Raw genomic sequence first — 18,561 nt, 5'->3', positions numbered from 1 at the left:
CTCTGTTCCTGTCCGGTGGGCGGCTGTGTCGGGTGAGACGTTGTGGTGCATGCTGAAGGCACCTCCTGTTTCTTGGATGGGATGGGAGAGACCGGGGCAGCGGGCTTCCTTGACCCGTCGACCGCTGCCCCGGGCGCATTCAGAGGCGCTGAGCGCGGCTCCACTCGCCGTACTGCTCACGGACGTACGTCCGGCAGTCGGCCCCGGTGACCAACTCCAGGGCCCGGCGGCTGAGTCCGCGGTGCTCCTCGTCGTACTCGATCAGCGCGAGCGCGCCCTCCTCGGCGACGCTCACCGCTTTCGCCGCGACCTCCGGCGCGTACGTCGCCGTCTCGGCCAGGGCGATCCGGTCCAGGAGCGCGGCTTTGCGGAGCCAGAACTCGCGACCCGGTTCCGAGGCCGATCGGCGGGCGGCCGACTGATCGGCGACCCAGCTGATCTCGGCGAGGATGCGGGGCGCGTTCGCGTAGAGGGCGGTGGCGGTGGTTGGTTCGGTGGTGTGCTCTTCGTGGGGCATGAGGTTTCTCCAGAGCTCGGGATCCGGGGTCAGTTGCCGATGTCGCGGACCGCGTCCGCGAGAGCGGTCATGACCTGGTCGATGGACTGGGCGGCTCCCGTCCGCGAGAGGTAGAAGCCGAAGAGGACGGCGATGACGGCGGCGCCGATGCCGAGTGCCTTGAACCGCAGCAGCAGCGCCAGGAGCAGTCCGAGCAGGGCGATCGCGGAGATGGTGAGGAACACGGAGCCTCCTGAGGGAGCGGGTCAGCGGGTCAGCCGGTCAGCGGGTCGCTTCGCGGTGCAGGCGGGACGCGGCGTTGTAGAGGTGGCGGCCGACACGGACACGCCCCCCGAGGCCGCGGCAGCGGCGGCAGTGGCGACCGCGGGTGATGCGACCCCGGCGGCCGCGCTTGATGCGGAAGCCGAAGCCCCGGCACCTCTGGCAGGTGCCGAAGGGACTGACGGCACACAGCGCCGCATAGCAGCAGACGGCGAGTGCCAGGACGGACATAGCAGCGAGGAGCAGGGACATCGGAACCCCTCCAAGGGCCGTTTCCGGGTGTGCGAGAGGAAGGCAGCTAGGAGCTAGTTGCCTGGTCAGACGGGGTGTAGGGCGCTAGCGGGGGTGCTAGACCTAGCGGGGGAGTCCGCTAGGGCCGACAGCGTTCGTCGGCGGCCAGCGGCGTTCGACGGGGGTCTGCAGCTATGCGGCGGCCTCGGCCCTTCCCTCGCGTTCCGCGAGTGCGCCGAGCACGTCGCTGCGTCGGATGCCGCGTCGGTTCGCGCCCTTGCCGTCTTCGGTCGTGCCCCAGATCTGCACCGTGCGGATGCCGTACGGCTTCAGGGCGGCGGTCAGTTGCTCGGGCGCCCACTCGCCGTATAAGTCCGGCCGCAGTTCGGCCAGCCGGGCGACGGCGGTCTCGTTCCAGACCTTCGGCTGATCGGCCGGGACGGCGGACACGAGGTCGGCGAGGAGGTCGTACGCGGCGACGGCCTCGGTCTCGGGCCGCTCGCCGAGGGCGTGTCCGGCGAGGGTGCCGGCGCGCTCGCGCATCGTCCGGGCGCGCTGCGCGATCCGCTCGGCGGCGACCGCGTCGACCTCGATCGCGCGGACGATCCGGGCGTCCGCGCCTTCCCCCAGGAAGTAGCAGATGCCCTTGTCGCCCCAGGCGAACATCGTCGCCCGTACGCCCCGTTTGTACGCGCCCGTGCCGAGGACGAGGTCGTTCTCGATGTGGCTCATGACCTTGAGGCACCAGCGGGCGGACGCGTTCGCCGAGATGCCCTTGGGGAGACTGGAGTCGTCCGGCCGCTGCGTCGCCAGGAGCAGCACGATTCCGGTCGCCGGGCCGCGCTTGACGAGATCGGTGCAGATCTCTTCGAGTTCCTTGCCGTACTTCGGGTGCTCGAACCACTTCTGGCACTCGTCGACCCCGACCACGATCGGGTGGAGACCGAGGGAGCGCCTGGAGGCGAGTTCCGTGGTGACCTTCGACTCCGGGCAGATGTCCCGGGGCAGATCACGGATGACCTTTGTACGGCGCCGCAACTCGCCCTGGAGCTCCCGCATGGCGGCGAGTGCGTAGACGAAGTCCTCCCCCTCGTCCCCGGCCCGGTGCCGGTGTCCGACGGCGTTGCCGACGGGGTCGAGGTCGCCGGTCCCTTTGAGGTCGTAGCTGTGGACCTCGGCCCGGGGATCGAGGGCGGCGATCAGCAGCAGGAGCCGGAGGAGGAAGGTCTTGCCCATGCGCGGGATGGCGCCGATGACACCCGCGATGTACATGAGCGTGACCTCGACCCATCGCCCCCGCTGGTCGGTGCCCCATGCGACCGGCCTGAACAGATCGACCGTGCCCGACTTGGCGAGCGGCCATGCTGGCTGCTTGGTCTGGGACATGTCCTGGTCCCCGACCCACAGCCGCAGACGGCCGGTGTGCTCGTGCGGGACGGCCTCGGGCCAGACGGTGCCGAGGGGGCGGCGCAGACCGGAGGCGAGCTTCTCCCGGCGGTCGACCACGTCGGTCACGGTGACTCCGTACGGCAGGTCGCCCTCGGCGAGCCAGCCGGGGCCGTCCCGGGTGATGGGGGCGGTGAAGGTGAATCCGGTGCCTCCCTTGGACTGGGCCTGGTTGATCGCCGGGATGCCGAGGGCGCCGAGCGCGCGGAGCACGATGTCGCTCGTCAGCCGGGTCGCCTTCGGAATCTCCACGGCCCGGTGGATCACGGGAGCGTCGGCCGGCTGGCCGAGCCGTCCCATGGCCACGGTGATGGCGATGCCGGAGAGGGCGAGCAGCCAGGACGGGGCGAGGACGTACAGCGCGAGCGCCGCGGCGGTTCCCGCGATCGAGGCGACGACGGAGACCGCCGTACGCCACCGCACCCGGCGATCGCGCTGGCGCGAGAGCTTCAGGTAGTCGTCGATGTCCTCCCGGGCCGCGGCGGCCCGGCGGAACGGCTCGCCCTCGGCGTCGGCCATCCAGCGGAGCGAGCCGCCGATGAAGCGGGCGGTGCCGAGCGGGGCCTGCAACGTCAGGCGCAGCGCGTACCAGGGCGTGCGCACCGCGTGGTACGCGATCACGTGCCAGGCGTACGCCGCGACGCCCTTGCCCGCGGCCCTGAACTCGGCGGCCGACTTCGCCCAGTCGGGGACGACCGGTCGACGCTTCGCGTTCCGTGCCCGACTCATCAGGCCGGGGGTCGACTTGCCTCCCGGACGGTCGACCGCGAGCACTGCCGTAGGGTCGGCCGACTTGTCCTGGCTCCGGTCGGCCGACCCGGTCGGGTCGGTGCCGTCGGCGGGGTGCGTGCCGGTGCCTGCTGTGGACCGCCCGGGGTCGGGCGGCGTCTCTCGTCCGGGAGGCGCGGTGGGTGCGCGTTCCCCGGTGTCGTTGCCCCCGTGATTCATCGAGGGAACCGTCCTTTCTGGGTTGGGGACCGGATCCGAGGCCCGGCCGCAGCGCGGCGGCCGGGTGCCGGTTCGGGGAGAGGCTTTGTTGCGCCGTCAGGCGGGTGCGGTGACCGGTTCCGCCGTCGCGCTCTGCTGACGGCGCTCGGCCCTGAGGGCGTCCCGCAACTGGCGCGAGCGGTCCTGGCCGCACCCGACCGCTCTGCGGATCGGGTCGGCGTCCAGCGCGTCGTACGACCAGTCAGCCGTGATCTCACGGGCCTTCGTGATGGCCTCGTCCCAGGTCATGCGTCGGCCTGTGCCCGTCACGGCCCGGCGTCGGCGGCGTCGCGGCGCGGTCTTCGGCTCCGGGGCCGGCTTCGGCCGGGGATCCGATTCCGCCTCGGCGCCCGGACGAGGGCCGGTCTCCTCGTCGTCCGAGGCGGGCAGCACGCCCTCGGGGGCCAGTTCGCCGAGCCGCAGCAGCACCAGGTCGCGACGCGGAGCCTTCCTGCGCCATGACCGGCCGTACGTCTCGCGCAACTGGGCACGGGCCAACTGCCGCCGCTTCTCCAGGGCGAGCGCTTCCCGGTAGTCGGTGATCTCCCACAGCACCATCCGGCGCCACAGAAGCAGCGTCGTGCGGGGCGCGAAGATCCAGCGGGACCGGCGGACCCGTTCCATCCGCGTGCCGGTGGCGATACCGATGCGGACCGCGTAGACGTGGGCGGCGATCTCGCTGAGCACCACCCAGAGCAAGGGCATCGTCCCGTGCGCGATCTCGGCGGGTACGGACTGGCCGGAGGCGACGTTGAGGCCGCAGGTGATCAGCGTCAGACCCCAGGGCACGAACCGCACCCAGGCGAGCGGCATGCCGAGCCGGACGAGGAGCAGGTTGGCGGCCGTGAAGACGGGGATCGCGAGATCGATCCCGACCGGCAGCATCCACGGCCATGCGAAGCCCCATTGCTCTCCGGCCTCGGAGACCGACGCGAATGAGGATGCGAGTCCGAGGCCGCCGACGCCGACTCCGGCGGGAACGACGGTGCCGAGGAGCGTCTTCTCGGCTCTGCTGAGCGGGGGCACGGCTTCGGTGGCGGTCGAGGTCGCGGTCACGCGGCCTCCCCCTCCGAGTCCGCGGGCATCGCCTCGCCGACCGGGTGCCACAGGGGCGCCAGCTTGCTGAGCGCTCGCGCGTACTCCGCGTCCTGGCGGGCGATGTCGTCGCTCGCGCCCCGCTCCTGGAGTTCCGCGAGGACGTCGCGGGCAACCGACAGCCGGGCCGCCCGGTCGGCGGCGGATTCACCGGGGCGGCCGAGGAACAGGGCCTGGAAGAACTGCGGCGTCGGATCCTCGAAGCCGAGGGCCAGTTCCTCGAACTCGGAGGGGTTCGCGGCCTCCTGGTCGCCAACGTACGTACGCATTCGATCTCTCCTGGTTCCTGGATGGGATGGGGAGAGTCGGGGCAGCGGGCAAACCTTGACCCGTCGACCACTGCCGCCGACTGAGGACGTGCGGGGCAGTGGTCAGATGTGAAAGCGGCGTTGGCCGGTCAGGCGGATCGTCCATCGGAAGACGCCCATGACCGCGGTGTGGCCGCCGAGCGCGGCGAGCGCGGCGAGCAGCCAGGGGGCTCCCAGGGCGAGGGCCGACACGGCGGTGAGGCAGGCCACGAACAGGCCGAGGACGAATGAGATCAGCGCCAGGACACGGCGGCTCGTCGTCAGAGGCGCCGAGGAACGGGCGACGAGATCCAAGTCGTACGGCTGGGAAAGGCGAAGCGCGCCCCCGGACACCTGCAGCGCGACGAGTGAGCCATCGGGGTGCGACGCGACGCCGGCCACGGTGCCGAGCGCCATGTTGCTGCGGTCACGAACGACGTCGCCGATCGCTAAGTGCATGTGCGGCCTCCTTTCAGGCACAAGGACATGGAGAGTCATCAAGAGGTAATGACCTCATGTCCTCTTTAGGACTCTCAATGACTATGTCCTGGCCGTCGGCGGTCGTCAAGACCTCTTAAGGACTCGTATGCTGGTGTCGTCAAACCGACGGGACGGGTGAGACCAGTGGCAAAGGCGTACGAACGAATCGCGGACGAGCTCCGCCAGGCCATCCGGGGAGGTGACCTCAACCCCGGGGACCAGCTGCCGACGGAGGACAAACTCGCCGAGCGATTCGGCCGGAGCGTGCCGACGGTCCGGGAAGCCCTCCGCGTGCTGCAGGGCGAAGGGCTGATCGAGAAGCGGCACGGCCGGGGCAACTTCGTCCGCCGCCCGCGCACGACCGTGCTTCGTACGAATGCCCGTCACCAGTGGGAGAAGGACCGCGCCCGCGAGCCGGAGGAGCGGCGCGCGCTCACCGGGGCGACCGAGCACGACACCGGCCTGGAGATCGACGACCTCGTCTTCCACGCGGCGTACCGCGAGGTGAAGGCCGACGAGGACGTCGCCTCGGCGTTCGGCGTCCCCGAGGGCACGGCCATGGTGGAGCGGACCTACCGGACGCGGTACGCGGCCGAGAGCGCGCCGTTCGCCATGGTGACCTCGTACCTCGTTCGCGACATGGTCGCGGAGAACCCCGCCCTCCTGGACGAGGGCAAGGAGCCGTGGCCCGGCGGGACGCAGAACCAGCTCTACAGCGTGGGCATCGAGCTCGGCCGCATCGAGGAGCGCATCACCGCCCGGCCGCCCTCGGCCGAGGAAGCGGAGGAACTGGAGCTGCCGCCGGGCAGCTCGGTGATCGCCCTCCGCAAGACGTCGTACGACATCCATGACCGGGTCGTCGAACTCTCCGACGTCACGCTGCCCGGCGACCGCACCGAACTGCTCTTCACGACTCCCCTGGAAAGGTGGTGAGTGCCGTGAGCAGCCGGCGCATCATCGTCGTCACCCCCGTTCACGCACCCTCTGCGCACTTCCTGGCGGACGCGTACAAGTCGCTCGCCGAGCAGGAACTGCCTGACGGCTGGGAGTGGCGCTGGGTCATTCAGGAGGACGGGACTACGGACGAGGTCGCTCCGCACGTGCCGGACGACCCGCGGGTGACCTTCCGCCAGGGCCGGCCCGGCGGACCCGGGGTCGCTCGCACGATCGCTCTCGCGCACGCCGACGGCGAGTACGTGAAGGTCTTGGACGCCGACGACCAGCTGATGCCGGGGGCTCTGGCACGGGATCTCGCGATTCTCGAAGGAGACCCTGCGATCGGCTGGGTCACCTCCCGCGTCCTGGACCTCCTGCCGGACGGCTCCACCGCCGGCTTCGACAAGGACCCCGAAGGGGGTCCGATCGAGCGCGGAGCAGTCCTGGAGCACTGGAAGGCCCACGACTACCGAGCCCAGGTCCACCCGGCGTCACTCTTCATGCGCCGTGATCTGCTGCTCGCCCTGGGCGGCTGGATGGCTCTTCCGGCGTCGGAGGACACGGGGCTGCTGCTCGCGCTGAACGCCGTCAGCCGCGGCTGGTTCATCCGTGACTACGGGCTGCTGTACCGCAAGTGGCCGGGGCAGATGACCAGCCAGGACGCTCACACCGACTCCGTCGAGCGTGAAGCGCGGATGGCCGTCATCGAGGCCAGGGCGCGGGCGCTGGACAGCTTCCAGTGGCGGTACCCGGTGGCCGGCTGAGACCGGCGCTCGCCTCTTCCGTGCCGGACGTCCACCCGCCCGGAAGAGGCATGAGGCTGCCGCCCCCGTGACGGCGGGGCCTCGCGGGGAACTGGGATGAATGTGACTGATCAGAACCACGACCCCGAGACGCCCGACGCCCTGCATCAGCGCCCCGACGGAGTGAGCGACACGACCGTCGAGGCGCTGGGAGTGCTGTCGAAGGCCCTGGAGACGACCGAGCGAGCCCGCGGCGCCCTGTACGCGTTCCACCAGCTGACGGGCGGCGCGGACCTGGAACTGGACGAGGCGGTTCGGCTGCTGCGCGAAGCCGGCCACGACGAGCACGCCAACCTCGTCGAGCGGGAGATCCTGGGCCGCAACGTGATCCCGGGCCACTGGACCTTTCAGATCATCGAGGCCTACAACAAGACCTACTACCGCCCGTTCCAGCAGATCGAGGAGCGGCTGCGCAGAGAGCTGGCCGACGGCCGGGAGCACTTGTACGAGGCGGAGATGAAGGAAGCGCGCCGGACCAAGCACCATCCCGACCACACCGCCCGCTGAGCTTGTGGGAACAGGCCAGGCCAGAACCGGAGCGAGGCGAATCGGTGCTGTCGACACCAACCGGGCTCGGTGTACATGCGGGCCGGTATATATGGGGATCTTTAAAGACACTTGTGATCGCCTTGAGGGATCTGTTTGACAGCGCGATTCAGATCTACTAGGACGCCTCCTGGGGACAGGTCCGAATCCTTGACGGTAACCTCAATCGCAGGATGGCGGCCATAGGTCGTCAGGGTGCGTGGACCACCATTCTTAGCCTTCGCCTCATCGAGAACCCAGTCAACGCCGTCGACAGTCATACACAAATTGATCGTCGGGTTCAAAGGCGTCACCCCGCACCGCAGAACAATCCCACCGTCACCCCACGCGGCAGTACCTACAGCCGTGGTTTCCCGCTTCTCCTTACCCATGACGCTTCTGGGTAGTTCGGACACCACGGAAGCACACTCTTCACTTCTACCATCCGGTGCAGCTGTTACCGATTCATTCCCCGCTGCGAAAACTAGAAAGAGAACCACAGTCAGCAGCAGTGTAATTACCGCGCCGCCGGTGATGAAACGTCTTTTATTAAACGAGGGAGGCATTCGATCAGCTCTGTCAGTATGGCTGCGGATGGTATCTCGCCCAGACTACCCGGCCCCGATTCGTCATCACCCCTCACCCGGAAGAGTCGCCAACCACTATAGGCAGGGCAATTCGTGCAAAACTTTGCCATGGTGGAAAAAGTCGCAAAAGCCGCATATCGGTCACCCGTGTAAATCCTTGTGCACCTCTTGCGGGTTTCATACTATGATCATGTTTATGAGATCTACACGTGTTGCGCGCCTTGGAGCCATAACCGCGGCCGCTGCTACTTTCGCCCTTTCCTTCACTGGCTCCGCCTCGGCGGCCGACGTGACCCCAGCGGGCGCGGGAGAGTGGGACTACCTCGGCTCGTCCGGTGTCTATGAAGTCAACGGACAGTTCTACAGCCAGGTGTTCAAGTCGCACGGCGGCAACGTCAAGGTCTGCTGGACCAGCAACTCCACCACTAACTGGTATTACGGCCTTTACGAAGACGACGAGTCGAACCTCGATGACAAGGTCGGGACGACGCGGACTCAGTATGCTGGGGGCTGCGAAGAATGGGCCGTCGGGGACTACCTCGATGGCGACAACGGACTCGCCGAGCTGTACGCGGTGACCAACGACCCGAAGGTCACCAAGGTAGAGTTCTGGGATTAGTTTTGGACTAGCCTTGCATGAGGGTCCGTCAGCTTGCTGGCGGACCCTTTCTGCTCGTTGAGAGCGGTGATTTCTGCTTGCGGGCAAGCTGCTAAGAGCTGGTAACACGATCACGGGCAGACCTTCTTGAGGCGTCTCCAGCAGATGAGGCCGCAGGCGCGTGCGACGAGGGCGTCGTGCAGGTCGAGACGGCGTTCCCAGCGGACGGCCAGGCGCTTAAAGTGGTGCAGGAGCGAGAAGGTCTGCTCGACGACGTAGCGGAGCTTGCCCAGGCCCTTGATGTTGGGGGCGCCCTTGCGGGAGATCACCGGCAGGATGCGGCGCCTGCGCAGCTCGCGCCGATTGGGGTTGCTGTCGTAGCCCTTGTCGCCCAGAAGTGCGTCGGGGCGCCTGCGCGGACGGCCCGGCTTCCCGGCGACGGGCGGAATGCCGTCGACCAGGGCGAGGGTCTGGGTGACGTCGTTGACATTGGCCGCAGTGGTGATGACCTTGAACGGGGTACCCTTCCCGTCGCAGATCAGGTGGTGTTTACTGCCCGTCTTGCCGCGGTCGACCGGTGACGGGCCGGTAGCCTCGCCCCTTTTTTTCGCGCGGATGTGGGAGGCGTCCACGCAGGCCCGCGTCCAGTCCAGGGCGTAGGCCGCGTGCAACTCGGCGAGCAGGATGCGGTGCAGCTTCTCGAACACGTCGGCCTCGTGCCACCGGCCCAGCCGGCGCCAGCAGGTCTGTCCAGAGCCGAACCTCAACTCCAGCGGCAGTAGTTGCCAGCTGACGTCGTTGTAGAGCACGTACAGGATGCCCTGCAGGCACAACCGGTCATCCACCGGCTTCGGCCCGGGTGCCTTCTGTGGCCAGGGCGGCAGCAACGGCTCGATCAATGTCCAAAGGCCATCGTCCACAATCCACGGTCGAACACTCACACTCTCCCAAACGGCCGAATCGTCACACGGTCACGCCCGTCCCGCTGCGGCAGCGGCACGCGCATCTACGACGGCCAGGGCGATTCATCGGTGGCCGGGACGTCTTCCAAAGGAAGGCGATCGCGGTAGTACTCCGACTCCAGCCAGTCCTCCCTCACGAAGACCGGCCGCGACATCCGCACGCCACCGACCTCCTGTGAGCGCAGAAGAACCCCCAGATCGGTCAGGGCGAGGGAGTCATCAAGGGTGTACAACAGGCAACTCCCGTGCTCAGCGGCGTAGTCAAGGAGGAACTGGTGAGCCTGCTCGGGATCGCGGCCGGCCAGTGCAAAGCCCGCCAGCAAGACCTGCGGACCCGTGACCGCGTCCAGGGCAATGCACGCCAACCTGCCCGCGTCGTAGAAAACCTTCACCTCGTCGGCGAAGTCTTCCTGCCCGTAGGGACCGCCCACCCGTTTCTGAGGCTCAGAGACCCGGAGCGCGTCGGCGACCTCCGCCGGGCTCATCCCGAACCGCAGTGGCCCCAGCCCGGCTCTGGGCAGCAACTCCCAGTGCTCCCGTCCCTCGCTCGGCCTCACGTGATCCGCCCCTTCAAGTGACCAGCCCCTGTGGCCCGGCATCGCGTGCGAGACCAGCGCCCAAAGTGCCACCTGAACTGACCGAGCGCCAACTGAAGCGCTCGGTCAGACGGCGTACCTCAGCAAGATCGTGTTACGAGTTCTTATGCCTGATGGCCCATGATCGCAATATGGAGGCGGGGCGCGCGTGCCTTCCATCTCAGGGCGGCGGATGGCCTGCCCGTCTTGAGTCCGTGCGTGCGGAGACCTGGAACGGGTCCCGCATCGCCCGTGAGCACTGCGAGGTCGTCCAGGGCCGCCTCCCACGCGAAGAGACATCCGTTCAGTGTTACTCATCAGATGGACGACCGCGTGATCATCTCGGAAAGGCCAGGGCCAGCACCGGAAACTCCCTGTTCGGCAACCGAACCTCGACGTCCGAGACGCTCGGGACTTGCACCGTCAGGGACGGTCCGTCGGGACTTCGTACACGATCTCGCAGACAGCCGCGGGCACGACGATGTCCGCCGTCTCGACGGCCCGGCCGTCGTCGGCGTAATACGTGCGGTGGATCCGGGTGACCAGCGCGCCTCGCTGAATCCCGAGGAGGGTTGCCTCCTCGGCGGTGGCTTCCCCCGGTTCCGGCTGCTCGACGGCGCGCGTGACCGTGATGCCGATCTCCGCCATGCGGTCGACCACGCCCTTCCCGGCGTGCGGTCCACCCTCCGGAAGCACCACGAGTGTGCCGGCGGTGAGTTCGTAGGGCTCCCAACTGGTCGAGAGCTGAACGGGCCTACTGTCGGCGAGGTACTCGTACGCCGTACGGACGCACAGGTCGCCCTCGGCGATGCCGAGGCGCGCGGCGATGCCCGCCGGGGCCGGGATCTTCGCTTCGGTCCGGCTCTCCCACGTTCCCCGCTTGCCGAGGGCAGACATGTCCGCACCGAACGGGGAGCCGCCGATCTGCTCCCGGTACTGGGAGCGGACCATGCGCAGCCGCTCTCGCGGCTCGGCGACGTAGGTCCCTGACCCGGTGCGCCCTTCGAGGACTCCCTGAGAGATCAGCAACTCCTGCGCGCGACGGACGACGTTCTCGCCGACCCCGCATTCCTGGGCGAGTTGGGCGCGGGAGGGCAGGCGGTCTCCCGGGCTCCACTCCTGGTCGGCGATGCGCCGACGGAGTACGTCTGCGATGCGGAGGTAAGGCGGCTGCTCGCGCATGTGGAAAATCTAGTCCACTAGCTCTAATCTAGTTAACTACCTTCACGCAACGTGATTTTGGGGCGACGGAGGAGCGCTGCTGTGTCCTTATCCGAAGCTCGCGCCGATGGCATCGCCGCACGCTTCTCCGCCGCCGGTTTCACCCCGCGCATGAGGGACCACGACGACCACACCTGTATCGAGACCGACATCCCGTACCCGGTCACTGCCGAGGCATGGGGACAGCTCGTGACGGTGCTGGAGACGGCCGACTGGTTCGGCTTCGTCAGTGGTGGGAGCGGTCGCATCGCATGGGCCGCTGTCAGCAAGGAAACCCCCGCGACAGGCATCGGTGTCCGGGGCCACGGCCGTCACCCTTAGGGAGCTGACCAGCGTGTTCAACCTCATCCGCCGCATTGCCGCCTGGGCGGAGCGGCACCCCCGGCCGTCCGCGGGCCGGCATCGTCGACACTTGTCGGCGTCGCCCGCTGCCGCCGTCTTACCGGAGCCGCAGACACGGATCACCGTTCCCCGCCAGAGGCGCCCTCAGGAGGCCGACCTCATCTGGGCTGACGACAGCACGCTCGTCCGTCCCTACGTGCTGAGCGGCGAGGAGCGCAGGCAGTACCGGAGCGATCTCGCCGGCCTCAAACCGTCGACCAGCACGAATCGCAATAGGACGGAGAGGACCTGATGTCCGCACGTCACCCGTTGCGGGACGTGAGCGCTGCCGCGGCGCCCTACCGGTCCACGTCCTGCCGTTCGGGGACCCATGGCTCGTGCCGTGACGCTGAGCCCGCCGAGCCCTTGCCGCTCAGGCTTCCGCTCATTCGTGACGTATGCGGCTGCCCGTGCCACGCGCCAGCAGTCCTGCAGAGCGACAGCGGGGGAGTCTCCCGATGACGTATGCGAGGAGACCCGGACCGGTCATCGAGGCCGGTCCGTCCTTGGCCGAGTGCGCGGACGGGACCACGTCCGGCGTCCGACCGTGCCGCAGTCCGGCGCCGGCCGACTCGTCGGCCTCTGTCGCCGTCCTCTGCCGCTCCATCAACGGCATAACCCCGACCTTGCAGCACGAGATCCGACTGTCCGCCGCCCGGACAGCCAGGAGGTGAGCGGCGTCCATGGCCACCCGATACCAGAACATCGCCGATGCGCTGCGGCGCCGGATCGCTTCGGAGGAATGGCCTCCGGGGGCACGGCTCCCCTCTGAGACCCAACTCGCCTCCCAGCACAGGGTCAGTGGTCCCACGCTGCGCAGCGCACTGGATGTGCTCGAAACCGAGGGACTCATCGAGAAGCGCCACGGCATCGGTAACTTCGTCCGCGTCCCCCTTCAGCGGATCACGTACTCCTGCGGCGAGATCTCGGCAGACGGGCAGGCAGCGGCCAACACCGCTCTGCGGTTCAGCGTCAGCAGCAGCGTGGTGGAAGCCGAGCGCGACCTGTCATCGCTGCTGGGGGTCCCGCTGGGTGCGCCCCTCACGGAGTACACCTACGTGAGCCGGCTGGACAGGACCCCCTACAGCCTGGCCCGCGTCTACCTGCCGTCGTTCGTCGCTCCTCTCAACGTCCCGGCCGCGGGCCGCTCGCCGTGGGGCGACGACTTCGGGGACCGCTTCGCCGAGGCAGGGTTGCGGCTGTCCTCCGTGGCCGAGCGGTTCGGTGCGCGGCACGCGACCGCCAAGGAAGCCGAGATCCTGCACATCAGCATCAGGACGTCCGTCCTGACCGTCGAGCGCACGTCGGTCGACGAGACCGGTCGTGTCATCGCCGCTGCGCTCCTGGTCCTGCCCGGGGACCGGGCGGAAGCCGTTCTCACGACACGCGCGAAGCGCGAGGAAGCGGAGTGGAGTCGATGACCGTGAAGCCGAACGAGAAGCTTTCCGACGGCCTCCCGGCTTTCGCGAGGCTGCGGCTGCTCCCATGGCTCGGCCCGGAGGGAAAGCCGTGCTATCTCGACACGGACGACAACGGGAGCATGCTGTCCCGTCTGGCTGACGCGACCGAAGCCGTTCAACTCCAGGAGGCCGAGGCGCTGATCACCTACGCGGAGGGCATGCTCGCGGACGAACACACTCCGCCCCATGCGCTGCACTCTCTTGGGTGCCGACTGACCCAGGCACTGCGGGATGTCAGTCGAGTGGCCGTGAGCCGAGGCATGCGGCTGCCGGTACCCGCCCACTCGGAAGAGCCGTACGAGCACGAGGAGAGCCCCCGCTCTGCGGCGGAGTCGCCCGGATAGAGACGCCCTCCCCGAGACGGCGGCGGCCTCCCCCAACCACTGCCTGACAAGCCCGGCTCTCCCATTTCGGAGGGCCGGGCTCTGTCATGCCAGCGTCTCGGCGTCGACCCGCGAGAAGATCAGGTCGCTCTCGTCCGTGACCGGCTGTCTCCACCTGACCGGTACGGCCGGCGGGCGGTGGAGCGCGGCCGGATAGCTCTCCGGTGCGTACTCGTTCGTGAGCCGGTACGTGTGGAAGCCGTGCGCCCGCATGGTGGTCAGCAGCTCTTCGACCGATTCGCCCAGTTGCCTCATGCGGTCCGGGGTGACCTCGACGGTGATCTCGGCATCGGGCCGCAGACGATCGAGCACCGGGGCCAGCCCGCGCACCACGCCGCCTTCCGCGCCCTCCACGTCGATCTTGATGACCCGGGCCGTCTCGATCTCCTCGGCGCTCAGCACCTCGGCCAGGGGAAGAGCCTCGATCTCGAACGTCGACTCCGCCGGGCCGTCGTACGGGACGATGCTGTTCGCCCCCATGTTCTTGGAGCTGGCCAGGACGAAGGTCAGCATTTCGCGGCTGCCCGACACCGCGGTGTTCACCGCGCGGACGTTGTCGCACGCGTTGAGCCGCGCGTTCTGCCGGAGCCTCTGATGGAACTGCGGCGAGGCCTCGATGGCGACCACGCGCCCCTCGTGCCCGACAAGCTGCGACGCCAGCACGCTGTAGTACCCGATGTTGGCTCCGACGTCGACGAACGCGTCCCCGGGACGCAGCCTCCTGCGGAGCCAGTGCGTCATGTGCGGTTCCCACACGCCGAACAGGTAGATGTACCGCTGAATGAGATCTTGCGTTTCGACGGCGAACCGGGCGCCGAAGCGGGTGTGGACGACGCGCCGGCGCGGGTGATCCCGGAGGTGGGCGTTGAGGTATCGGGAGGCCAGCGCTCCTTTGCCGATCCACCCGGGCACTTCGCGTACGTACGAACGGCAGAGGGTGACGAAAGCCTCTGTGCCGGTGCTGCTCATCCGAATGCCTCTCCGCCGGTTCATCACGAACCGTAGCGTCGAGTCTACGGACTACCGCGAGCCCCCGGCGATCGCGAGCCAGTGGGCGATCCTGCGTACGGTGATCTCGTCCAGGCCGTCGACCGTCGCCCGGATCGCGTCAGTGTCTTCGGTCGTGAGGTCGTACAAGCCGGCCTTGCTCAGGCCGGCCATCAGCACTTGGTGCCGCCGGTCGGTCATGCGCTCACCGAGGGTGCCTGACTCCTTCGGCTTCGTCTGTTCGAGGGCCGGCGGAGACGCGGCCGCTGGTGCGGACCTGGTAGGGCTGTCGAACCGCTTCCACGCGTCGCCCTCCGGCCCCCACAGATCAACCGTCGCGGTCTCCCCGCGTGCCCGCACGGTCTGTGCCATCTCCCCGACGGCGTGCAGCACGGGGGAGCGGTAGAGCGACTCGGCGCCCACACTCCACGAGGCCGAAGACGACTGGTAGAACATCGCAACCCAGCGCGGGGGACCGGGCGGTTGCGGGCTCTGGGGACGTGTCTCCACTGCGCTCACCCTTCAGGAGTGGCTGGACGAGAGCTGACCATAACTGACGTTCCGTCAGTTTGCTATAGCAGGAGGGCGTTTATTTCTCAATAGGCTCTAGGAGGGCTGCTGGGCGTCATGTATCAGCTCTCCGAGCACTGGCCGGTTGAGGGCCAAGTACAGGGTGCGTGCGAGCTGTGTAAGAGACGGCTTGTCAAGCAGTCGTTCGTGCGGAAATGAGCAGACTCCGCCATGCGAAGCGGCCTCGACTGCTGAGCAACGCCAGGGTTGTTCAAGTACGCGCGTCATCGCAGTGGAAGGAATCCCCACCGCCACCTGACGGTGTTCGGCGCTCCGACTTGTCGAAGGGCAGTGGGTGCTAGGTAGTTTCTGACGTCCTCCGGTGGCGCCCGGCTGGAGCCGAACTAGCCTTGGACTTGGGCAGGGTTTGCGAAGCTGCGAATAAGTTGCTCGTTCAACTCTGAGGAGGGCCAGTGGCCATCATCCTTCCATGGGTCGTCAAGCACGACATGACTAAGGCGCAGTACGAAGTCGAGTTCGATCGCCTCTCGAACAGGGGAGGCTATGCGCTCAAGGACATCTGCGGCTACCAGATCGGTGACCAAGCCCATTACGCTGCAATCTGGGAACAGCGGGCGGGGCCTGAGTGGTGGTCGCTCCATGCCATTCCGTACGGTAGATATCGTGACGAATATTTTAACCGCACGGCTATGGGCTTCCGGCCTGTCCGGCTCAACGGTTACAACGTCGCCGGGCAGGTATTTTTCGCCACGATCTGGGAGAAGCGATCAGGGCCCGAAGTATGGTCAAGGCACGAGATTCCAGAGTCTGAGCTTCGAGCCCAGTTTGATGAACGCGAAAAGGCGGGGTACCGACTCGTGGATATCAGCGGATATTCCGCTCCGGATTTCCGCGGTGCGCAATTCGCGATGATCATGGAGAAGGCTACTGACGGACGCCACTGGGGATGGATCTCGCCGCGTGTGCGCGAGGAGTATCAGAAGGCGTTCGAAAAGGTTCTTGTTGAGGGATATCGGCCGGTCCGCGTGAGCGGATTTCTGCACAGTGGTGCTCAGCCGCCGTACTACACCGCGGTCTTGGAAAAGAATGCAGCCTGTCACGTAGAGGCGCGTCATGGCATCACCTCTAGAATGCACCAGCACGAGGTCGAGCACCTGAATAGGACCAATCGGCAAATATTCGTGGGTGGTTTCACGTCCCACTATGGGGGCGGTAGAGATGCAACGCCTGGTTTCTGTCCGGTCTGGAGGAGGTGCGAGGATGGCGTCATCATCCCGCACTTGGTAGACGTGTTCATGAAGAAATTTGACGTCCCTGGATTGTCGTTGGCGATAGCCCATCAGGGCGGGCTGGTATACGCTCAGGGGTTTGGTCTGGCGGACAAGGATACCGGCGAGAAAGTAACGCCCTCAAGTCTTTTCCGGATAGCAAGCGTATCCAAGCCGATCACTGCCGTCGCCATAATGAGGCTGATGGGGGAAGGAAGACTTCAACTCTCGGATGCCGTCTTCGGAGCCGCTGGGATCCTAGGAACAACCCACGGTAGACAGCCCTATGGGGCCGGCGTCGAGAGCGTCACGATTCAGAATCTTCTGGAGCATACGGCCGGACCTGGCTGGAGTAATGAAAGGCCGGATCCGATGTACGAGCATCCTGAATTGAATCAGGAGGACCTTATTTCCTGGGTGCTCAATGAGCGTCCCCTTAACAATGCCGATGGTGTGGGCGCTGAGTACAAGTACTCGAACTTCGGGTACTGCCTGCTGGGGCGAGTCATTGAGACGATCACTGGTCAGCGCTACGACGCGTACGTCAGGCAGAACATCCTTGCCGCATGCGGGGTCACCGGAATGCACTTGGCCGGGAACACCAGAGCGGACCGGCGTGCGGGAGAGGTCACGTATTACGACCAGAATGGGGGGGATCCGTACGGCATACCGGTGACTCGTATGGACGCGCACGGAGGTTGGTTGGGTAATGCCGTAGATCTGATGCGTTTCGCTGTGCGGGTCGACGGCTTCGGTTCGGAACCAGACATCCTAAACTCCGCATCGATCAGAGTCATGACCACACCCTCCACAGCCAAGAATGCGAATGGCTATGCCAAAGGGTGGCACGTAAACTCGGCCACCGGGACGTGGATTCACCTCGGGATGCTTGAGGGAACCACCGCCGTCTTGGCGCGCACGAGGCACGGCATGTGCTGGGCGGCGCTCATGAACACCCGAAAATCGGACTCTGGAGACAGGGGAAGTCTGGACAAAAATACTGATGTGGGCATCGATAAACTGATGTGGGACATACACGATCAGGTGGACGTCTGGCGTGACATGCAAGATCTCTAGGTGCGGTAACCGCAATCGTGACTGGTTGCTGCGTGGAACTGGTCATGGTGGGAATGTGTCACGGCAGTTGGCGCACCGCCGGCGGCCCCCTTCAGCCACCACTGCAGCCACCGACCCCGGCACATAGACGCTGCGGTCGCCGCGAGCAACGCCCCATGAGCGGGCCGTTGTTCTGGTCTTGAACGTTAGCCGGGGATCGTCTGGCACGACGCGGCGCCCTGCGATGCCACCTCCTAAGATCCTCTAGACATCTACAGGACTGTCTTGTCTGGGGGACGAGTTGGGGGCCATCGAGCAGCTCGTGACGGTAGCTGCCGTTCTGCTGGGGGCGTTGACCACGCACGTGACCAACCATGCGATGGAGCGGAATCGCAACCGGGTCATGCTCTTAACGCGGTGGGACGACAGGAAGCTCGATGCATACGAGGGCTACGTCGACGCCGTACGGGCGTGCATATTCTTGGCCGTGCAGCTCTACGAGCACAAGGAAGGCCTGCGCCCGAGCGGCAAGACCGAGCCGGAGATGATCGCCGAGCTGGCGGAAGCCGGCCGGCTCCGGGGCCGTGCCTTCGAGCGGATCATGCTGCTCGGCGGGGACGATGTTGTCGAGGCCGCGCACCAGCTGAATGCGGCGGCTCTGCAGATCGACTGGCAGGCGACCGGCAGGGTGACGGGCAGCTTGGAGGAGTGGCGCGAACGGAACCGGGTCACCTTCAAGGAGATCAACGAGTTCCATGAGGCCGCCCGGGTGGACCTCGGCGTGCAGGGGAGCCTCAAGGACGAGAGCCACCCGGAGCGGGATCTGCTGCTTCCTCCGGGGGAGCCGCGGGGGAGCGATCCCGCCGCCTAGCATGGGGCCGCCTGCACGCGGTGCCGAGGCGGCCGGAGGCGCGATTTCCGGAGGCCCCGGACCAGGGACGGACCAAACGCCCCCGCAGACGGGTCCGCCAGGTAGGCTGTAGC

Annotated in this window: 22 protein-coding genes; 10 read left to right on the top strand and 12 right to left on the bottom strand. The window is 67.0% G+C overall.

Features of this window, described 5'->3' with window-relative positions; translation table 11 throughout:
• Positions 1 to 139: 139 nt before the first annotated feature.
• The 6 genes from GUY61_RS18245 to GUY61_RS18220 all read right to left on the bottom strand — a co-directional run bounded on the left by GUY61_RS18245 (position 140) and on the right by GUY61_RS18220 (position 5,283).
• Positions 140 to 517 carry a hypothetical protein gene (locus tag GUY61_RS18245; RefSeq protein WP_166631250.1) on the bottom strand — a complete coding sequence of 126 codons (378 nt, stop codon included), beginning with the start codon at positions 515 to 517 and terminating at the stop codon, positions 140 to 142.
• A 29-nt stretch (positions 518 to 546) separates the two neighbouring features.
• Complete coding sequence (locus GUY61_RS18240) at positions 547 to 741, bottom strand: hypothetical protein (RefSeq protein ID WP_166631249.1); 195 nt, start codon at positions 739 to 741, stop codon at positions 547 to 549.
• Between the two features lie 460 nt (positions 742 to 1,201).
• Positions 1,202 to 3,403, bottom strand: coding sequence for a cell division protein FtsK (locus tag GUY61_RS18235; RefSeq protein WP_243766552.1), 2,202 nt, complete (start codon positions 3,401 to 3,403; stop codon positions 1,202 to 1,204).
• 96 nt (positions 3,404 to 3,499) lie between these two features.
• Positions 3,500 to 4,498, bottom strand: a complete 999-nt coding sequence (locus GUY61_RS18230; RefSeq protein WP_313896722.1) for a DUF2637 domain-containing protein — start codon at positions 4,496 to 4,498, stop codon at positions 3,500 to 3,502.
• Positions 4,495 to 4,806, bottom strand: a complete 312-nt coding sequence (locus tag GUY61_RS18225) for a hypothetical protein (protein WP_208106142.1) — start codon at positions 4,804 to 4,806, stop codon at positions 4,495 to 4,497. Before GUY61_RS18225 ends, GUY61_RS18230 begins: the two co-directional genes overlap by 4 nt.
• Positions 4,807 to 4,908: 102 nt before the next feature.
• Positions 4,909 to 5,283 (bottom strand): hypothetical protein, encoded by a 375-nt coding sequence (locus GUY61_RS18220; protein WP_166631248.1) that lies wholly within the window; start codon positions 5,281 to 5,283, stop codon positions 4,909 to 4,911.
• A gap of 165 nt (positions 5,284 to 5,448) precedes the next feature.
• Here GUY61_RS18220 and GUY61_RS18215 point away from each other — a divergent pair, with 165 nt between their 5' ends.
• The 3 genes from GUY61_RS18215 to GUY61_RS18205 all read left to right on the top strand — a co-directional run bounded on the left by GUY61_RS18215 (position 5,449) and on the right by GUY61_RS18205 (position 7,550).
• Positions 5,449 to 6,237 (top strand): GntR family transcriptional regulator, encoded by a 789-nt coding sequence (locus tag GUY61_RS18215; protein ID WP_166631247.1) that lies wholly within the window; start codon positions 5,449 to 5,451, stop codon positions 6,235 to 6,237.
• A complete protein-coding gene (locus tag GUY61_RS18210) occupies positions 6,234 to 7,004 on the top strand; it encodes a glycosyltransferase family 2 protein (protein ID WP_166631246.1) in 771 nt (256 codons plus the stop codon). Before GUY61_RS18215 ends, GUY61_RS18210 begins: the two co-directional genes overlap by 4 nt.
• A gap of 96 nt (positions 7,005 to 7,100) precedes the next feature.
• Positions 7,101 to 7,550 (top strand): hypothetical protein, encoded by a 450-nt coding sequence (locus tag GUY61_RS18205; protein ID WP_166631245.1) that lies wholly within the window; start codon positions 7,101 to 7,103, stop codon positions 7,548 to 7,550.
• Between the two features lie 101 nt (positions 7,551 to 7,651).
• Here GUY61_RS18205 and GUY61_RS41875 read toward each other — a convergent pair whose 3' ends face one another.
• Positions 7,652 to 8,134: a DUF3515 domain-containing protein gene (locus GUY61_RS41875; RefSeq protein ID WP_166631244.1), complete on the bottom strand. Its 483-nt coding sequence runs from the start codon at positions 8,132 to 8,134 to the stop codon at positions 7,652 to 7,654.
• A 217-nt stretch (positions 8,135 to 8,351) separates the two neighbouring features.
• Here GUY61_RS41875 and GUY61_RS18195 point away from each other — a divergent pair, with 217 nt between their 5' ends.
• The gene (locus tag GUY61_RS18195) at positions 8,352 to 8,774 is read left to right on the top strand and encodes a hypothetical protein (RefSeq protein WP_166631243.1); all 423 of its coding nucleotides are present in this window, start codon (positions 8,352 to 8,354) and stop codon (positions 8,772 to 8,774) included.
• 110 nt (positions 8,775 to 8,884) lie between these two features.
• Here GUY61_RS18195 and GUY61_RS18190 read toward each other — a convergent pair whose 3' ends face one another.
• The 3 genes from GUY61_RS18190 to GUY61_RS18180 all read right to left on the bottom strand — a co-directional run bounded on the left by GUY61_RS18190 (position 8,885) and on the right by GUY61_RS18180 (position 11,472).
• Positions 8,885 to 9,694, bottom strand: a complete 810-nt coding sequence (locus GUY61_RS18190) for an IS5 family transposase (RefSeq protein ID WP_166631242.1) — start codon at positions 9,692 to 9,694, stop codon at positions 8,885 to 8,887.
• Between the two features lie 65 nt (positions 9,695 to 9,759).
• Complete coding sequence (locus GUY61_RS18185) at positions 9,760 to 10,272, bottom strand: hypothetical protein (protein ID WP_313896721.1); 513 nt, start codon at positions 10,270 to 10,272, stop codon at positions 9,760 to 9,762.
• Between the two features lie 441 nt (positions 10,273 to 10,713).
• Positions 10,714 to 11,472 carry a GntR family transcriptional regulator gene (locus GUY61_RS18180; RefSeq protein ID WP_166631241.1) on the bottom strand — a complete coding sequence of 253 codons (759 nt, stop codon included), beginning with the start codon at positions 11,470 to 11,472 and terminating at the stop codon, positions 10,714 to 10,716.
• Between the two features lie 81 nt (positions 11,473 to 11,553).
• Here GUY61_RS18180 and GUY61_RS18175 point away from each other — a divergent pair, with 81 nt between their 5' ends.
• The 4 genes from GUY61_RS18175 (at position 11,554) to GUY61_RS18160 (ending at position 13,696) form a co-directional block, all read left to right on the top strand.
• Positions 11,554 to 11,832: a hypothetical protein gene (locus GUY61_RS18175; RefSeq protein ID WP_166631240.1), complete on the top strand. Its 279-nt coding sequence runs from the start codon at positions 11,554 to 11,556 to the stop codon at positions 11,830 to 11,832.
• Between the two features lie 13 nt (positions 11,833 to 11,845).
• On the top strand, positions 11,846 to 12,145 hold the full coding sequence (locus tag GUY61_RS18170) for a hypothetical protein (protein WP_166631239.1): 300 nt from the start codon (positions 11,846 to 11,848) through the stop codon (positions 12,143 to 12,145).
• A 430-nt stretch (positions 12,146 to 12,575) separates the two neighbouring features.
• Positions 12,576 to 13,313 (top strand): GntR family transcriptional regulator, encoded by a 738-nt coding sequence (locus tag GUY61_RS18165; RefSeq protein ID WP_166631238.1) that lies wholly within the window; start codon positions 12,576 to 12,578, stop codon positions 13,311 to 13,313.
• Positions 13,310 to 13,696, top strand: a complete 387-nt coding sequence (locus tag GUY61_RS18160; RefSeq protein WP_166631237.1) for a hypothetical protein — start codon at positions 13,310 to 13,312, stop codon at positions 13,694 to 13,696. Before GUY61_RS18165 ends, GUY61_RS18160 begins: the two co-directional genes overlap by 4 nt.
• Positions 13,697 to 13,780: 84 nt before the next feature.
• Here the strand turns inward: GUY61_RS18160 and GUY61_RS18155 are convergent, their stop codons facing one another.
• Together GUY61_RS18155 and GUY61_RS18150 are read right to left on the bottom strand one after the other, a co-directional pair.
• Entirely contained in the window at positions 13,781 to 14,704 is a 924-nt protein-coding gene (locus GUY61_RS18155) for an FkbM family methyltransferase (protein ID WP_166631236.1), read from the bottom strand.
• 51 nt (positions 14,705 to 14,755) lie between these two features.
• The gene (locus GUY61_RS18150; protein WP_208106145.1) at positions 14,756 to 15,232 is read right to left on the bottom strand and encodes a hypothetical protein; all 477 of its coding nucleotides are present in this window, start codon (positions 15,230 to 15,232) and stop codon (positions 14,756 to 14,758) included.
• A 473-nt stretch (positions 15,233 to 15,705) separates the two neighbouring features.
• Between GUY61_RS18150 and GUY61_RS18145 the strand changes: the two genes are divergently transcribed.
• Positions 15,706 to 17,598 (top strand): serine hydrolase, encoded by a 1,893-nt coding sequence (locus GUY61_RS18145; RefSeq protein WP_166631234.1) that lies wholly within the window; start codon positions 15,706 to 15,708, stop codon positions 17,596 to 17,598.
• Positions 17,599 to 17,929: 331 nt separating this feature from the next.
• Entirely contained in the window at positions 17,930 to 18,448 is a 519-nt protein-coding gene (locus GUY61_RS18140; protein WP_243766551.1) for a hypothetical protein, read from the top strand.
• The last annotated feature ends 113 nt before the right edge of the window (positions 18,449 to 18,561 follow it).

The organism is Streptomyces sp. GC420 (genome assembly GCF_009916105.1).
Lineage (GTDB): Bacteria > Actinomycetota > Actinomycetes > Streptomycetales > Streptomycetaceae > Streptomyces.
Note: the sequence above shows the minus strand (reverse complement) of the source record. Positions and strands in the feature narration are given on the sequence as shown.

What these genes read in the sequence shown, in the direction of transcription:
- GUY61_RS18245 (WP_166631250.1), bottom strand. Translation starts at nt 517, where the DNA reads ATGCCCCACGAAGAGCACACCACCGAACCAACCACCGCCACCGCCCTC.
- GUY61_RS18235 (WP_243766552.1), bottom strand. Translation starts at nt 3,403, where the DNA reads ATGAATCACGGGGGCAACGACACCGGGGAACGCGCACCCACCGCGCCT.
- GUY61_RS18225 (WP_208106142.1), bottom strand. Translation starts at nt 4,806, where the DNA reads ATGCGTACGTACGTTGGCGACCAGGAGGCCGCGAACCCCTCCGAGTTC.
- GUY61_RS18220 (WP_166631248.1), bottom strand. Translation starts at nt 5,283, where the DNA reads ATGCACTTAGCGATCGGCGACGTCGTTCGTGACCGCAGCAACATGGCG.
- GUY61_RS18205 (WP_166631245.1), top strand. Translation starts at nt 7,101, where the DNA reads ATGAATGTGACTGATCAGAACCACGACCCCGAGACGCCCGACGCCCTG.
- GUY61_RS41875 (WP_166631244.1), bottom strand. Translation starts at nt 8,134, where the DNA reads ATGCCTCCCTCGTTTAATAAAAGACGTTTCATCACCGGCGGCGCGGTA.
- GUY61_RS18195 (WP_166631243.1), top strand. Translation starts at nt 8,352, where the DNA reads ATGAGATCTACACGTGTTGCGCGCCTTGGAGCCATAACCGCGGCCGCT.
- GUY61_RS18180 (WP_166631241.1), bottom strand. Translation starts at nt 11,472, where the DNA reads ATGCGCGAGCAGCCGCCTTACCTCCGCATCGCAGACGTACTCCGTCGG.
- GUY61_RS18165 (WP_166631238.1), top strand. Translation starts at nt 12,576, where the DNA reads ATGGCCACCCGATACCAGAACATCGCCGATGCGCTGCGGCGCCGGATC.
- GUY61_RS18160 (WP_166631237.1), top strand. Translation starts at nt 13,310, where the DNA reads ATGACCGTGAAGCCGAACGAGAAGCTTTCCGACGGCCTCCCGGCTTTC.
- GUY61_RS18155 (WP_166631236.1), bottom strand. Translation starts at nt 14,704, where the DNA reads ATGAGCAGCACCGGCACAGAGGCTTTCGTCACCCTCTGCCGTTCGTAC.